The 14,563-nt window shown below is 67.1% G+C and carries 12 protein-coding genes; 10 read left to right on the plus strand and 2 right to left on the minus strand.

Translation table 11 applies throughout. The annotated features are described in order from the left end of the window. Positions 1-61: 61 nt before the first annotated feature. Positions 62-3,790, plus strand: coding sequence for a tetratricopeptide repeat protein (locus tag AC24YW_RS14255; protein ID WP_487483798.1), 3,729 nt, complete (start codon positions 62-64; stop codon positions 3,788-3,790). 213 nt (positions 3,791-4,003) lie between these two features. Here AC24YW_RS14255 and fliP read toward each other — a convergent pair whose 3' ends face one another. Together fliP and AC24YW_RS14265 are read right to left on the minus strand one after the other, a co-directional pair. After that, entirely contained in the window at positions 4,004-4,762 is a 759-nt protein-coding gene (gene fliP / locus AC24YW_RS14260; RefSeq protein ID WP_487483339.1) for a flagellar type III secretion system pore protein FliP, read from the minus strand. Further along, positions 4,759-5,733 (minus strand): flagellar biosynthetic protein FliO, encoded by a 975-nt coding sequence (locus AC24YW_RS14265; RefSeq protein WP_487483340.1) that lies wholly within the window; start codon positions 5,731-5,733, stop codon positions 4,759-4,761. The genes fliP and AC24YW_RS14265 overlap by 4 nt, the downstream gene beginning before the upstream one ends. Positions 5,734-6,082: 349 nt before the next feature. Here AC24YW_RS14265 and flgB point away from each other — a divergent pair, with 349 nt between their 5' ends. From flgB to AC24YW_RS14310, 9 genes are all read left to right on the plus strand, one after another. Beyond that, complete coding sequence (gene flgB, locus AC24YW_RS14270; protein ID WP_487483341.1) at positions 6,083-6,487, plus strand: flagellar basal body rod protein FlgB; 405 nt, start codon at positions 6,083-6,085, stop codon at positions 6,485-6,487. Positions 6,488-6,506: 19 nt separating this feature from the next. Continuing rightward, positions 6,507-6,932 (plus strand): flagellar basal body rod protein FlgC, encoded by a 426-nt coding sequence (gene flgC, locus AC24YW_RS14275; RefSeq protein WP_487483342.1) that lies wholly within the window; start codon positions 6,507-6,509, stop codon positions 6,930-6,932. Positions 6,933-6,948: 16 nt separating this feature from the next. Beyond that, positions 6,949-7,263: a flagellar hook-basal body complex protein FliE gene (fliE, locus tag AC24YW_RS14280; RefSeq protein ID WP_487483343.1), complete on the plus strand. Its 315-nt coding sequence runs from the start codon at positions 6,949-6,951 to the stop codon at positions 7,261-7,263. Between the two features lie 176 nt (positions 7,264-7,439). Beyond that, positions 7,440-7,703 (plus strand): flagellar biosynthesis protein FliQ, encoded by a 264-nt coding sequence (gene fliQ, locus AC24YW_RS14285; RefSeq protein WP_025037372.1) that lies wholly within the window; start codon positions 7,440-7,442, stop codon positions 7,701-7,703. Positions 7,704-7,720: 17 nt separating this feature from the next. Further along, on the plus strand, positions 7,721-8,491 hold the full coding sequence (gene fliR / locus AC24YW_RS14290; RefSeq protein ID WP_487483344.1) for a flagellar biosynthetic protein FliR: 771 nt from the start codon (positions 7,721-7,723) through the stop codon (positions 8,489-8,491). Positions 8,492-8,504: 13 nt separating this feature from the next. Beyond that, the gene (gene flhB, locus AC24YW_RS14295; RefSeq protein ID WP_487483345.1) at positions 8,505-9,584 is read left to right on the plus strand and encodes a flagellar biosynthesis protein FlhB; all 1,080 of its coding nucleotides are present in this window, start codon (positions 8,505-8,507) and stop codon (positions 9,582-9,584) included. 155 nt (positions 9,585-9,739) lie between these two features. After that, positions 9,740-12,325 (plus strand): cell cycle histidine kinase CckA, encoded by a 2,586-nt coding sequence (gene cckA, locus AC24YW_RS14300; protein ID WP_487483346.1) that lies wholly within the window; start codon positions 9,740-9,742, stop codon positions 12,323-12,325. A 207-nt stretch (positions 12,326-12,532) separates the two neighbouring features. Further along, entirely contained in the window at positions 12,533-13,558 is a 1,026-nt protein-coding gene (locus AC24YW_RS14305) for a Tim44 domain-containing protein (RefSeq protein ID WP_487483347.1), read from the plus strand. Positions 13,559-13,701: 143 nt separating this feature from the next. Beyond that, on the plus strand, positions 13,702-14,382 hold the full coding sequence (locus AC24YW_RS14310; protein WP_487483348.1) for a lectin: 681 nt from the start codon (positions 13,702-13,704) through the stop codon (positions 14,380-14,382). The last annotated feature ends 181 nt before the right edge of the window (positions 14,383-14,563 follow it).

Here is a 14,563-nt window from a genome sequence, read left to right on the forward strand (position 1 = left end):
GTTGACGGCACGGGCCGGCGCCAGTGCCGGCATCACCGCCGAACCGGAAGAAATGCCGCCAATGGCGCGAGAGGCTGCCGCTGGATTTGTGTCGCGAGCCCGCGCAACGGCGCGGGGCTTGTCGCGTCATGCCCGCGCGGCGGCCTTGCTGGCGGCCTGTGTCCTGATTGGCGCCGGTGTGCCGGCTCGGGCGGCCGATCCGATCAGGGGCGAGGCGACGTTTTCAGCTGCTGGCGGCTTTGCCCGTCTCGTCATCAAGCTTGGTGAAGACGTTCCCTCTGAGGTGACCACCGCGGGCTCGATCCTCGTCATCCGCTTCGACCGGCCCGTCGACGTTCCGGTCGAACGCGTTCCGGAAGGCGCGCCCGACTACGTCAACTCCGCCCGCCGCGACCCCGACGGCGGTGCCATCCGCCTGTCCCTGGCGCGGCGCGTCACCGTCAACACCATGAACGCCGGCGAGCGCACCTTCATCGATCTGCTGCCCGAGGGCTGGAAGGGGCCGCCGCCGAGCCTGCCCATGGACGTGGTCAAGGAGCTTGCCGAGCGGGCACGCGCGGCCGAGCGTGCGCTGCGCGCCCAGCGTGCCGCCGCGGAGTCCAGGAAGCGTCCGCCGATCCGCGTGCGCGCCTCGGTGCAGCCGACCTTCGTGCGCTTCGTATTCGAGATGCCCGACGGGGTCGGCGTCTCCTCCGTGCTCAACGAGCAGAAGCTGACGCTCGTCTTCAACGCCAATCTCAATTTCGACCTGGCGGACGCCGTCCTCGCCGCGCCGCCGAACGTCGCCTCGATCAAGCAGAAGTCCGATATCGACCAGACCAATGTCGAGATCGCGCTGATCGGCGATTCCGACGTGCATTCGTTCCGCGACGAGAAGAACTACGTCGTCGACGTCTCCTTCCAGCCCGACAAGGGCAAGTCGGCGGCAACGCCCGAGGCGACGATCGCGCAGATGAAGCCGGCCGGTCGCGGGCCGGCAGCTAGCTCTGCGCCCGCACCGGAAAAGCCCGCCGCCGAAAAGAGGGACGCCAATCGCGAGATCGCGCCGCCGACCTCCGAGACGATCGCGCGCGAGGCGAAGGTCGACATCAAGCCCGAGGTGAAGGTGGAAGCGCCCGCCGCGCTGCCGCCCGCCGGAGCGCCGAAACCGGCAGCGCCTCCCGCGGTCGAAGCGGCGCAACCTTTGGAGGCGCCCAAGGAAGCTGCGAAGCCAGCTCCGCCTGCCCCGGCGGCGGCTTCTGTCGAAGCGCCAAAGGAGATGGCAAAGGAACCGGTGAAGGAGGCCGCCAAGGACGCCGTCAAGGACGCCGTCAAGGCTGCGCCGGCCGAGGCGCCGGTCGCGCCCGCGATTGCCAGCGTCGATGCGCGCCGCGACAGCGACGGCTTGCGCGTGACGTTCCCGCTTCAGGTCGCAACGCCCGCGGCGGCGTTCCGCCGCGGCGACACCGTGTGGCTGGTGTTCGATACGCCGAAGCCCGTCGATGTCGAGGCGATCCGCACCAGGGGCGGCGCGATGATCGGCGAGGTCGGCCGCATCCCGCTCGACAAGGGGCAGGCGGTACGCATTCGTCTCACCCGTCCGCTGGTCTATTCGCTGACGAGCGAGGAAGTCGGCAAGGAGACCAACTGGATGTTGACGCTCGCCGACAAGATTCAGGCGACGCCGCTGCCGCTGATGATGTCGCGCAACATCACCGATCCCGCGCTCGCCAACATCGCCATCCCCTTCGCCAATCCGGGCCAGCTGCACAAGCTCACCGATCCCGATGCCGGCGACACGCTCTATGTCGTCACCGCGCAGCGGCCGGTGCGCGGCTTCATCAAGCGGCAGGACCTCGTCGATCTCTCGCTGCTGGAATCCGCCCACGGCATCGCGATCCGGCCGAACTCCGACGACGTCGGCGTCGAGGTCGGCTCCGACAAGGTGATTCTTGGCAAGAAGGGCGGCTTGACACTGTCGCCGGTCGATATCTCGGCCGAGCGGGCGCCGACCGCCGTGCGCCCGATCTTCAGTCCCGAAGGCTGGCGCAAGGGCCAGTCGGAGAACTTCGTGGCGCGCCAGAGCGAGCTGATGACGGCGATCTCGGCGGTCGAGCCGGCGCTGCGTTCGCTGCCGCGGCTCGATCTTGCGCAATTCTACATGTCGCGCGCCATGTATCACGAGGCCAAGGCCGTCACCGACGTGATGCTGAGCGATCCGCTCAACAAGGAGGAGAGCGGCGCGCTGATCATGCATGCGATCGCCAACATCCTGATCGGCCGGCCTGCGCAGGGCCTGAAGGATCTCGCCAATCCTGCGATCGGCAACAGCCACGATTCCCAGCTTTGGAAGGCACTCGCCTATGCGCGGCAGGGCAAATGGGCCGATGCGCGCGAGAAGTTCAAGAACGTCGAATTCGCCATCGCTTCGCTGCCGCTCGACATCCAGCGCATCGTGACGATGGACGCGATGCGCGCATCCCTCGAGGTGAAGGACTATGCCGGCGCCTCCAAGCGCCGCAGCGAGCTCGAGGTGGTCGGTGTCCCGCCCGAGGCTGCGCCGGCCTTCGCCGTGCTGCGCGGCCGGCTCGCCGAGGCGCTCGGCCACGACAAGGATGCGCTCGACGATTACAAGCTCGCGGTCGCCTCCAACGACCGCCCGGCTGCGGCCGAGGCCAAGCAGCTCGAAATCGCGCTGCGTCAGAAGCGCGACGAGATCGGCAAGGAAGAGGCGCTGCGCGAGCTGGAGACGCTGTCGATGACCTGGCGCGGCGATGCGGTCGAGGTCAAGACGCTGCAGATGCTGTCGCGCCTCTATGCCGAGAACGGGCGCTACCGCGATGCGCTCACCGCCGCGCGCACCGCGACGAGGCTGCAGCCGAACGCCGAAGCCTCGCGTCAGGCGCAGGATCTCGCCTCCGACCTGTTCACGCAGCTCTTCCTCGGGCCGAAGGGCGACGAGCTGCCGCCGGTCGAGTCGCTCGGAATGTTCTACGAGTTCCGCGAGCTGACGCCGATCGGCCGCCGCGGCGACGAGCTGATCCGCCGGCTCGCCGACCGTCTCGCCTCGATCGATCTGCTCGACCAGGCCGCCGAGCTCCTGCAATACCAGGTCGATCATCGCCTCGAAGGCGCCGCGCGCGCCCAGGTCGCCGCGCGCCTCGCCATGATCTATCTCGCCAACCGCAAGCCCGACCTGGCCATCACCGCACTGCGCGCAAGCCGCATCAGCGATCTCTCCGGGGAGCTCCGGCAGCAGCGCCTGCTGCTGGAGGCGCGTGCGCAGAGCGACGTCGGCCGTCACGATCTCGCGCTCGACATCGTCTCCAACGTCGCCGGGCGGGAAGTGCTCCGGCTGCGCTCCGACATCTTCTGGGCGGCGCGGCGCTGGCGCGAGTCCGCCGAGCAGATCGAGCTCTATTACGGAGACCGCTTCCGCGACTTCAAGCCGCTCAATGCGGTCGAGAAGAGCGACATCATCCGCGCCGCCGTCGGCTACGCGCTCGCCGACGACTCGATCGGCCTGTCGCGCTTCCGCGAGAAATACGCCCCGCTGATGAGCGAGAGCGCCGACCGTCTCGCCTTCGACATTGCGAGCAAGCCGGCCGCAGCCTCGAGCGCCGAATTCGCCGAGATCGCCAAGCTCGCTGCCAGCGTCGACACGCTCGACGGCTTCCTGCGCGAGATGAAGCAGCGCTTCCCCGACGCCACCGCGCGCGCACCCGGCGCGCCGCAGGCCAATGACACGAGCGACCACACCGGCTCGCTGCCCACGATCCCGGTCGTGCGGCAGATCAAGATGACGCGGTAGAGCTGTTGCCGCGCGGCCCGTGACCGCGCCACAAACTCGCCATTGCGAGCGCAGCGACTTGTCCGCCGAAGCCCTGGTGAAGGCGGGAGCAATCCAGAATCTCTCCGCGGCGGCGCTCTGGATTGCTTCATCGGAAGAGCTCCTCGCAATGACGGGGAGGGAGCGGAGGCGATCGGCAATCGCGGAAGGGATGCAGCCTTTCCGAGCCCGACCTCACCCCCCGTAACTCTGCACCAGGCTCCCCGCCACCAGCGACCAGCCGTCGACCAGCACGAAGAAGATCAGCTTGAACGGCAGCGAGATCGTCGCGGGCGGCAGCATCATCATGCCCATCGACATCAGCACGGAGGCGACGACGAGGTCGATGATCAGGAAGGGCAGGAACAACAGGAAGCCGATCTCGAAGGCGCGCTTCAGCTCGGAGATCATGAAGGCGGGGACGAGAATGCGCAGGGCGAGATCGTCGGGCGTGGCCGGCGGCGGCTCGCCGGAGAGATCCAGGAACAGCTTCAGGTCCTTTTCCCGCACGTTCTTCTGCATGAAGCCGCGCAGGGGCACGGAGGCGCGCTGGAACGCATCCTCGACGCCGATCTGGTTGGCGACGAGCGGGCGGATGCCCTCGTCGTAGGACTTCTGCAGCACCGGGCCCATCACGAAGAAGGTGAGGAACATCGCGAGCGCGATGATCACCGAGTTCGGCGGGGCGGTCGCGGTGCCCATCGCGGTGCGCAGCAGCGACAGCACCACCACGATGCGCGTGAACGACGTCATCATGATCAGGATCGACGGCGCGATCGAGAGCACCGTGAGCAGCGCGATCAGCTGAATCGCGCGCTCGGTGACGCCGCCGCCACCGGCGCCGCCGCCGAGATTGATGCTGATGTCCTGGGCATGCGACGGCATCGCGAGCGAAGCCGCGCCGACCAGGACAGAAAGGAAAAGAACTCTACGCGGGAGGGCCGGCGACCTCACGAAGACGGCTTCGGACGGCCGAGCAGGGAGGCCATCTCGTCTTCGAGATTTTCAAAGCTGGTCTTTTCCGCAGCCGGCTTCGCCGGCGCGGCGGGCGGTGCCGGCGGCTCGTTGCGGGCGGCGCGCACCGGAGCGGGCGGCGGCTCCGGCGCAACCGGAGGCGCGACCGTTTCGCCGGCCGGGCGGCGCAGGGCAGCCTCGAGCCGCTGCGCCATTTCGGCGAGATTCTGCTCCGCACTCGACGGCGCGGCAGCCGGTGCCGGCGGCGGAACGGGCGCAGCCTGCGGCACGGGCGGAGGAGGCGGTGGAGCAGCGGCGCGCTCGGCCCGCACCGGCGGCATCTTCATCGGCTCACTGCCGCGCGGCGGACGCGGCATCGGCGGCGGCTCGCCGCGAGCGATGCGCGGCGGCAGCGGCTCGGGCCGCGGTTCGCGCTCGGGACGTGGCGCGATCGGCTCCGGCGTAAAGCCGCCCAGCGCCGGCTCGCCGCGGCGTTCGGCCAGCGCAGGCGCTGGCCGGCGCACCTCGTCGGCGAAGGATGGCCGCGCGGGCCGCGGTGGCGGCTCCGGCATTTGCGGCTCGGGGTGATCGAGCAGCTCGGGCCGCGGTGCGTCGTCGGCCCAGCCGCCGGCCTCGGGCAGAGGGGCAAGGCGCGGCGGCTCGGCGGCACTCGGACGTTGCGGGATCTGGTCGCGGCTGGGCGCGGCGCGAACGATGTTGGGCTCGACGACGATGTCGGTCGGGCCGCCGATCATCAGCAGGTGCTCGACATTGTCGCGCCGGACCAGCACCAGCCGGCGCCGGCCGTCGACGGCGGCGGCGTCGATCACGGCGAGGCGGGGCATGCGGCCGCGCTGGGTGTTGGCGCCGATGCGGCTACCGGCGAATCGGCGAACCAGCCATGCAGCGACGCCGATCAACGCCAGAACGACGATGAACGCGACGATGAAGGTGATAGGGCTGCCTTGCATACTTGTCCCCGACAAATGGCGCTTTTCTCGTGCCCATGGTCAGTCGAATCGACCACCGGCGGACGATGCCCCAAACTGCGATTTCTTAACGTCCCACGGCAAGTTTTGCCGTCCCCAACTCTTAATAACCCATGAATCGCCCGATCCAAAACGACTTCTTGCCCTGTGCACGTCTCGCCAAGCGGCTGGGTTAATGCCACTTTTCGCGGCGTCGAATCGCGGGGTGCAAGAAACAGTTTCGGCCGGGGCAGGTATCGCGAGCGGTCCTTAACCAGCTGTTAACCATACACGCGGCAAATTCTGCCTAGCTTCGGACCTTGGGTCCGTAGCGGCGGAAGGAGCCGCGACGATGTCCATCAACGATATCCCGGAACTGTCGGTGCTTCGCACCAAGATGCAGTGGCATCAGGAGCGCCAGCGCGTCCTGTCCGAGAACGTCTCCAATTCCGACACGCCGAAATTCCGGCCGCGCGACCTGGTCGAGCCCAAGTTCGACAAGGCCGGTGCCGTCACGGGGCCCATGGGACCCTTGGTTATGGCCCGGACCAGCGCCTCGCATTTGACGCCTTCGGGGGCCCCTTCCGCGTTCGACCAGAACAAGAATGCCGGCTTCGAGACCCGCCCCGCGGGCAATGCCGTCAATCTCGAGGAGGAGATGATGAAGGCCGCCAGCAACCAGATGGACTACGCCGCGGTGACCTCGCTCTATTCGAAGAGCCTGCGCCTGCTCAAGACCGCGATCGGCAAAGGTTAGGCCCTAAAGGAGGCGGATCATGGCAAATGACAGCAGCGACTTCGCCCGCTCCATGGCAATCGCGACCTCGGGCCTGCGCGCGCAGGCCGGCCGCATGCGGGTGATCTCGGAGAACATCGCGAATGCGGATTCGACGGCGCAGGCCGCCGGCGGCGATCCCTACCGGCGCAAGGTGCCGACCTTCTCATCCGCGCTCGATCGCACGCTCGACGCGCAGGTCGTCACCCTCGGCAGAATTAAGCCCGACCAATCCGCCTTCCGCGTCAGATACGAGCCGAACAATCCGGCTGCGGATGCCAGCGGCAACGTCAAATATCCCAACGTGAACTCGGTGGTCGAGATGACCGACATGCGCGACGCGCAGCGGTCCTACGAGGCAAACCTCAACATCATCAGTGCGACGCGCCGGATGATCCAGCGCACGCTCGACATCCTCAAGAGCTGAACAGGACATCTGAGCCATGGCATCACCGACAATCGCCGCCAATGCTTACGCCAGCCTCGCCCGCGTGCTGGAGAACACCGGCACCGGCGCCGGCAAGGGCAGCGAACCGAACGGGCAATCCTTCGCCGCGCTGCTGAAGGACGCCGTCGGCAGCGTCATGGAATCCGGCCGCAAGTCCGACGCGCAGACGGTGGCCATGGCCTCCGGCAAGGCCAACGTGATGGACGTGGTGACGGCGGTCGCAGACACCGATGTCGCGGTGTCCACGCTGGTCTCGGTCCGCGACCGCGTGATCGCGGCCTATGAAGACATCATGAAGATGCCGATCTGAGTTTTCGGCGCCGGCGCTCGCCCGAACGTCATTGCGAGCGCAGCGAAGCAATCCAGATTCCTTCCGCCGCGGCAGCCTGGATTGCTTCGTCGCAAGGGCTCCTCGCAATGACGGGGAGGGGCCGGGTGTTCCTCGCCAGAGTGGTTGGGGATGAAGTTGAACAAGGAATTCTGCCAATGACCGGACCCGAGACCCTCGACGTCGCGCGCGATGCCATCTGGACCATCGTGATCGTGTCGTCGCCGCTGATGGTGGTCGGCCTCGTGGTCGGCGTCATCGTGTCGCTGTTCCAGGCGCTGACGCAGATCCAGGAGCAGACGCTGATCTACGTGCCCAAGATCCTCGCCATCTTTGCCACGATGCTGTTGGCGCTGCCGTTCATGGCCGATTCGATGCACGCCCACATGCTGCGGATATCGTCGCGAATCATAGGCGGCTGAGGCACAATGCGTGAATTATGCGCATCGACGTCTCGCTGCTGCCGGCGCTCGCCGCCTCCTTCATGCTCGCCTTCGCCCGGGTCGGCGCGATGGTGATGCTGCTGCCCGGCCTCGGCGAGACCAACATCCCGACGCGGATCAAGCTGTCGATCGCGCTGCTGCTCACGCTCATCATCCTGCCGCTGCATCGCAACGCCTATCAGGTCGACATGGGCTCGCTGGCGCCGCTATTGGTGCTGATGCTGCATGAGATCGCGATCGGCATCGTCCTGGGCGCGACCGCGCGCGTGACGTTGTCGGCGCTCCAGGTCGCGGGATCGGTGATCGCGCAGCAGATGGGGCTCGGTTTCGTCACCTCGGTCGATCCGACGCAGGGCCAGCAGGGCGTGCTGGTCGGCAATTTCCTGACCATGCTGGGCGTGACGCTGCTGTTCGCCACCGACAGCCACCATCTGGTCATCGCGGCGCTGAACGACAGCTACACGATCTTCTCGCCGGGCGAGACCGTGTCGAGCGGCGACGTCGCCTCGCTTGCGACGCGCGCCTTCGCCGCCGCGTTCCGCCTCGGCTTGCAGCTCTCCGGGCCGTTCCTGGTGTTCGGCCTCGTCTTCAACATCGGGCTCGGGATCCTGGCGCGGCTGATGCCGCAGATGCAGGTTTATTTCGTCGGCGTGCCGCTGTCGATCTTCGCAGGCTTCCTGGTGCTCGCCGTGGTGCTCACCGCGATGATGGGCACCTTTCTCGACTATTTCTTCGGTGTCATGCACCAGATGATGCCGCTGAAGTGAGAGGGATCGATCGGTGGCGGAAGACAACGATCCCGAAAGTCAAACAGAAGACCCGACGCAAAAGCGCCTCGACGACGCGCTCGAACGCGGCGACGTCGCCAAGAGCCAGGAGATCAACACCTGGTTCATGATGGCGGGCGGCACGCTCGTCGTCTCAACCTTCTCGGACTCGGTCGGCAGCGGGCTGCTGACGCCGATGCGCAACCTGCTTGCCAATTCCTGGACGATCAAGACCGACGGCAAGGCCCTGCTGGCGCTGATGCAGCAGATCGAGCTCGCCGTGCTTGCCGCGGTCGGCGTGCCCCTGTTGATGCTGGTGCTGGCGGCCATCGCCGGCAACATGCTGCAGCACCGCCTGGTCTGGTCGGCGGAGTCCCTGAAGCCCAAGTTCAACAAGATCTCGCCCGGCGCCGGTTTCAAGCGCATCTTTGGCAAGCAGGCGGCCGCCAATTTCCTCAAGGGCATCGGTAAGCTGGTTGCCCTCGGCGTGGTCATGACCATGATCCTGTGGCCGGAGCGGCACCGCATGGAGGCGATGGTCAGGCTCGATCCGGCCGCCATGCTCGGCGCCAGCACCAGCATGACCATCCATCTGCTCGGCGCGGTGGTCGCCGCGCTCGCGATCGTCGCCATCGCCGACTATTTCTTCCAGTACCGCAGCTGGTTCCAGCGGCAGAAGATGTCGCTCCAGGAGATCAAGGAAGAGTACAAGCAGTCCGAAGGCGATCCCCACATCAAGGGCAAGATCCGGCAGTTGCGGCAGCAGCGCGCCAAGAAGCGCATGATGGCGGCGGTTCCCAAGGCCTCGGTGATCATCACCAACCCGACCCACTATTCGGTGGCGCTGTCCTACGAGCGCGGCATGACCGCGCCGATCTGCGTCGCCAAGGGCGTTGACAATCTCGCCTTCAAGATCCGGGAGATCGCCCGCGAGCACGACATCCCGATCGTGGAGAACGTGCCGTTGGCCCGCGCGCTCTACGCCACCGTGGACATCGACCAGGAAATCCCGACCGAGCACTACCATGCCGTCGCCGAAGTCATCGGCTACGTCATGCGCCTGAAGCGCGGATTTGGCGCCGGGCGGGGATAAGATGCCCGAAAAGTACCGGAAATGGCCGTAATCTGGGAATCAGGGTACCTTTCGCCGCTGCTGCCCTTGCACCTCAGGGTCCGATTCAGGCAGGGAGGACCCCACGCGCCCCGTAGCGCGTTGATTCTCTGCCGACAGGCTGCGCCAGCTCGAGAATGACCGCCGAGACCGACCACGACCTCACACGCGAGCCCGTTGCGGCGCACGAGCCGTCGCCGCGCTCGGGCAGCATTGCGCTGGTGCTGCTGGTGGCCGCCGGCCTGGTCGCCGTGGCCGTCGGGCTGATGACGCTCGGGCGCGCGCAGGCGCAGCCCTATATCCTCGGCATCCTCGCGGTGCTGGCGATGGTCGGCCTGTTCAACCTGTTCGCCTTCGCCGCCGGCATCATCCGCTTCGCCGACCGCAATCTCGACGATCCCATCATCGGCCGCATCTCCGATCACGCCTTCGACGGCCTCGCGGTCACCGACGCGCGCGGACACGTGGTCTACTCCAATGCCGCCTATCTGACGCTGACCGGCGCCAGCGGCCCGCAGGACGTGCGCCCGGTCGAACGCGTCTTCATCGGCAACCCCGACGTCTCGGAAGCCGTGTTCCGGCTGCTCAAGGCCGCCCGCGAGGGCAAGCGGCAGCAGGAAGAGGTCCGCATCTCCGGCCATGACGGCAACCAGGGCCGCTGGCTGCGCATGCGCGTGCGCCCGCTCGGCACCGGCAAGCGCGAGGCGAAATACGCGGTGTGGTCGATCGCCGACATCACGCGCGACCGCGAGCGCCAGGAGGACGTGTTCCAGGAGCTCCAGCACGCGATCGAATATCTCGATCACGCCCCGTGCGGCTTCTTCTCGGTCAACCCGGCCGGCGAGCTCGCCTACGTCAACGCGACGCTGGCGAACTGGCTCGACTACGACCTCGCCGAGATCGGCTCCGGCGGCCTGAAGCTCACCGACATCGTCTCCGGCGACGGCGCTTCGCTCTTGACCTCGATCGTGGCGGTTCCGGGCGAGGTGAAGACCGAGGTGTTCGACATCGACCTGCGCATGCGCACCGGCAAGACCATGCCGGTGCGGCTCTATCACAAGCTCGCCTTCGGCGCCGACGGCGCGCCGGGGCCCTCGCGCACGCTCGTGATCAGCCGCGCCCGCGACGAGCGCAGCGACCCCGACCGTGCCGCCGAAGTGCGGTTCATGCGCTTCTTCGACCACACGCCGATGGCGATCGCGACCGTCGATCGCGCCGGGAACGTGGTGCGCGCCAATGCGCGCTACGCCAAGCTCAGTCAGGCGCTGGGGCTCGACACCTCCTCGAAGTCGATCTTCCGCGCGGTCAATTCGCGCGACCGGCACCTCCTGATCGCGGCCATCAACCAGGCCGCCGAAGGCAAGGCCGACATCGCGCCGGTCGAGGTGGCGCTGGAAGGGGCCAAGGAACGCTGGGGCCAGTTCTTCGTGACGCCGGTCGATTCGGCCGAGACCGAGGCGGAAGCCGCCATCGTGCACATGCTCGAGACCACCGAGCGGCGCGCGCTGGAGAACCAGATCAACCAGTCCCAGAAGATGGAGACGGTCGGCCAGCTCGCCGGCGGCATCGCCCACGACTTCAACAACGTGCTGTCCGCCATCATGATGGCGAACGACTTCCTGCTGAACGCGCACAAGCCGACCGACCCGTCGTTCCAGGACATCATGCAGATCAAGCAGAACGCGACGCGCGCCGCCACGCTGGTGCGACAGCTGCTGGCGTTCTCGCGGCGGCAGACGCTGCGTCCGCAGGTGCTCGACCTGGGCGATGCGCTCTCCGACCTCGCCATGCTGCTGCGCAGGCTGATCGGCGAAAAGGTCAAGCACGAGACCATCCACGGCCGCGATCTCTGGCCGGTCAAGGTCGACGTTTCCCAGTTCGAGCAGGTGATCGTCAATCTCGCGGTCAACGCGCGCGACGCCATGCCGGATGGCGGCAAGCTGATCATCCGAACCGCCAACGTCACCGCAGAAGAAGCGGCCAAGCTCGCCTACAAGGGCATGCCGGCGGCGGACTATGTGCGGATCGAGGTCGCCGACACGGGCACCGGCATCCCCGCCGACATCCGCGACAAGATCTTCGAGCCGTTCTTCTCGACCAAAGAGGTCGGCAAGGGCACGGGCCTCGGGCTCTCCACCGTCTACGGCATCGTCAAGCAGACCGGCGGCTTCATCTACGTCGATTCCGAGCCGGGACAGGGCACCTCGTTCCACATCTTCCTGCCGCGCCACGTCGCCGAACCGGAGGTGCAGGTCGAGCAGCCAACTGTGGCCAGCGCCACCAGCGGCGCCGCGAAGGAAGCCGCGGCCGCCGCGGCGGCAGAGGCGAAGCCGCGCACCGACCTCACGGGGCAGGGCACCATCCTGCTGGTCGAGGACGAGGAGGGCCTGCGCGCACTCAATGCCCGCGGCCTGCGCTCGCGCGGCTACACCGTGGTCGAGGCCGAGAACGGCGTCGAGGCCATGGAGGTGCTGGAGGAGCAGAGCGGCGCGATCGATCTCGTCGTCTCCGACGTCGTGATGCCGGAGATGGACGGCCCGACGCTGCTCAAGGCCATGCGCGAGAAGAATCCCGACATCAAGTTCATCTTCGTCTCCGGCTACGCCGAGGATGCCTTCGAGAAGAGCCTGCCCGAAGGCCAGCAGTTCGACTTCCTGCCAAAGCCCTTCACGCTCAGCCAGCTGGTGGCGGCGGTGAAGGAGACGATGACGAAGCAGGGGTGAGACCCGCGCTTCGCAGCAAAGAGGAAAAAGTGGAAATTCGGTTATATAGCCAGCGGTAGCCCGAGACCACGGTTCCCCCTGCACCCCCGTCCAAACCCCCGCCAAATATGGGCTTTTGCCACATCCCCGCGACTGAGGGCCGCAGCCACAAGTTCCGAAACCGGCTTCACTTTTCGGGAAGTCTGCCCATCTTAGGGGCACGTCCCCATGCCGGGGATTTGGGAAACGCACATGACTTTCTCGCTTCGCTCCCGGAAACTCTTCAACACGATCGCCGTCGTGCTTGCGCTTGCGCTGCCGACCGCGCTGACGATCTCGTCGGCCGACGCCCGCGCGGGTGGCGGCATGTCGTCGGGTTCGCGTGGTACGCGCTCCTATTCGGCGCCGCCGTCGACCACGACCGCGCCGGGCTCGGCCTCGCAGTTCAACCGGACCTACACCCAGCCGGGTGCAGGCATGAACTCGGCTGCTGCCGCGCCCGCGCGCGGCGGCCTGTTCGGCCGCGCCGGCGGCTTCATGGGCGGCCTTGCGGCCGGCTTCCTCGGTGCCGGCCTGCTCGGCATGCTGTTCGGTGGCGGCCTGTTCGGCGGCCTCGGCGGCCTGTCCTCGATCATCGGCCTGATCATCCAGATCGCGCTGGTGGTGCTCGTGGTCCGGCTAGCGATGTCCTGGTGGCAGCGCCGTCACGCTCCGCGGGAGGCTTACGCCAATGCTGAGGCCGGTGCTGCGCCCGGACCGCAGACAAACTATCGCAGCGGTCTCGGTGGTGGGCTTGGCGGTGGACTTGGCGGTGGACTCGGCGGCTTCGGCTTCGGTGCCAACAACGCTCCGCTTGAGATCAAGCCGGACGACTATGAGGCGTTCGAGCGCCTGCTCGGCGACGTCCAGGCCGCCTGGTCGAACGAGGACGTGGCCAAGCTGCACACGCTCGCGACGCCCGAAATGGTCTCCTATTTCGAGCAGGACCTCGCCCAGAACCGCGCCCGCAACGTGGTCAACAAGGTCACGAATGTGAAACTGTTGCAGGGCGACCTCGCGGAAGCCTGGCGCGAAGGCGAGACCGACTACGCCACGGTGGCGCTGCGCTTCGCGCTCACCGACAAGACGGTGGATCGCAACACCGGCGCAATCGTCGCCGGCAGCGAGCAGCCGGGCGAGGCGACCGAGATCTGGACCTTCGCCCGCCGGCCGGGCACAGGCTGGGAATTGTCGGCGATCCAGCAGACCAACTGATCGCCCGTCACGTCAGAAACCAGGGCGTCGTGCTTTCCGCACGGCGCCCTTTTTCTTTGAGTGTCTCGCCCCGCCGCATCGGAATAAGCGGCCGCGTGTCGGGTTGACATGGGGCGGTTAACAAAGCACAACGGGAGGACAGCATGATCCGCATCGAGAGAAGCGTGACGATTTCGGGCCTTGCGCTCGCCATGGCCTTGCTGGCGGCGCCTGCGGCGCAAGCGCAGTCGGCCGACATGACTTTCTTCGTGACCTCGAACGGGCCCGGCAAGGGCGCCGATCTCGGCGGTCTCGAAGGAGCCGACGCGCAATGCCAGAAGCTTGCACAAGCCGCCGGCGCCGGCACCAAGACCTGGCGCGCCTATCTCTCGACGCAGACCGCCGACGGCAAGCCGGCCGTCAACGCCCGGGACCGCATCGGCAAGGGGCCGTGGCAGAACGCCAAGGGCACGGTGATCGCCAAGGACGTCGCCGAGCTGCACGGCGCGACCAATAATCTCACCAAGCAGACCGCGCTCAGTGAAAAGGGTGAGGTCATCAATGGTGCCGGCGACCAGCCGAACCGGCACGATATCCTCACGGGATCGCAGGCCGACGGCACCGCGTTTGCCGGGCCGGACGATCGCACCTGCAAGAACTGGACGTCGAGCACGCAAGGCGCTGCGATGGTCGGCCATTTCGATCGCCGGGGTCTGCGCGACGACGAGCCCTCGAAATCCTGGAACAGCTCTCACCCCTCGCGCGGTCCCGACGGCGGCTGCTCGCAGGCCGATCTGAAGACCACCGGCGGCGACGGGCTGCTGTACTGCTTCGCTGCGAATTGAGGCGCTGAGTTCTCTCCACCGCTCTTGCGACGAAGCAATCCAGAGTGTCTCCGCGGAGGCATTTCTGGATTGCTTCGCTTGCGCTCGCAATGACGGCGTATGGTGAACCGCCGTTCCGCCTCACGCTGACGGAACCTTCAGCCACATGCTACATTGGTCCGATCGCCTCCACGCTTACGGA

The sequence above is a fragment of the Bradyrhizobium sp. USDA3516 genome (assembly GCF_057651995.1).